General features: G+C 72.8%; 1 protein-coding gene. It reads right to left on the bottom strand.

What is annotated here, in order from left to right:
• The coding region (locus tag GVL03_RS21405) for an amidase family protein (protein WP_306770363.1) at positions 1 to 400 on the bottom strand (400 nt) is incomplete at both ends.

The raw sequence follows: 400 nt of genomic DNA, 5'->3' as shown, positions 1-400 counted from the left end.
GTGCAGGGGTGTGTCGGTAATGCCCTTGCAGGCGAATTCGGAGCAGTTGGTCACGCCCAGCGGAACGGCACCCAGTGCGCGCAGGCGGGCCACGCACCAGGAGTCGCGCGGGGCGACGAAGTCGGCGAACACGCGCGAGCCGAAGGTGGCGGGGCGCCCGCCCAGCCACAGGTTGTCCTTGACGGTGAACAGCACGCCCGCCAGCGGCAGCGGCTCGCCGGCCGCCAGCCGGGCATCGACGTCGCGCGCGGCCTGCAGCGGCACCTCGGGGTCGAAGTCGGCGAAGGCATTGAGCCGAGGCTCCAGCCTCGCGACGCGTGCGCAGATGGCCTGGGCGATCTCTGTGGCGGAGATGTGGCGCGCGGTCACCTGGGCGGCGGTCTGCAGCGCGGTCCACTGG

Source organism: Microbacterium sp. 18062, assembly GCF_902706225.1.
Classification (GTDB): domain Bacteria; phylum Actinomycetota; class Actinomycetes; order Actinomycetales; family Microbacteriaceae; genus Microbacterium.
The sequence above is the reverse complement of the archived record's forward strand: the minus strand, read 5'-3'. Positions and strand labels throughout refer to the sequence as shown.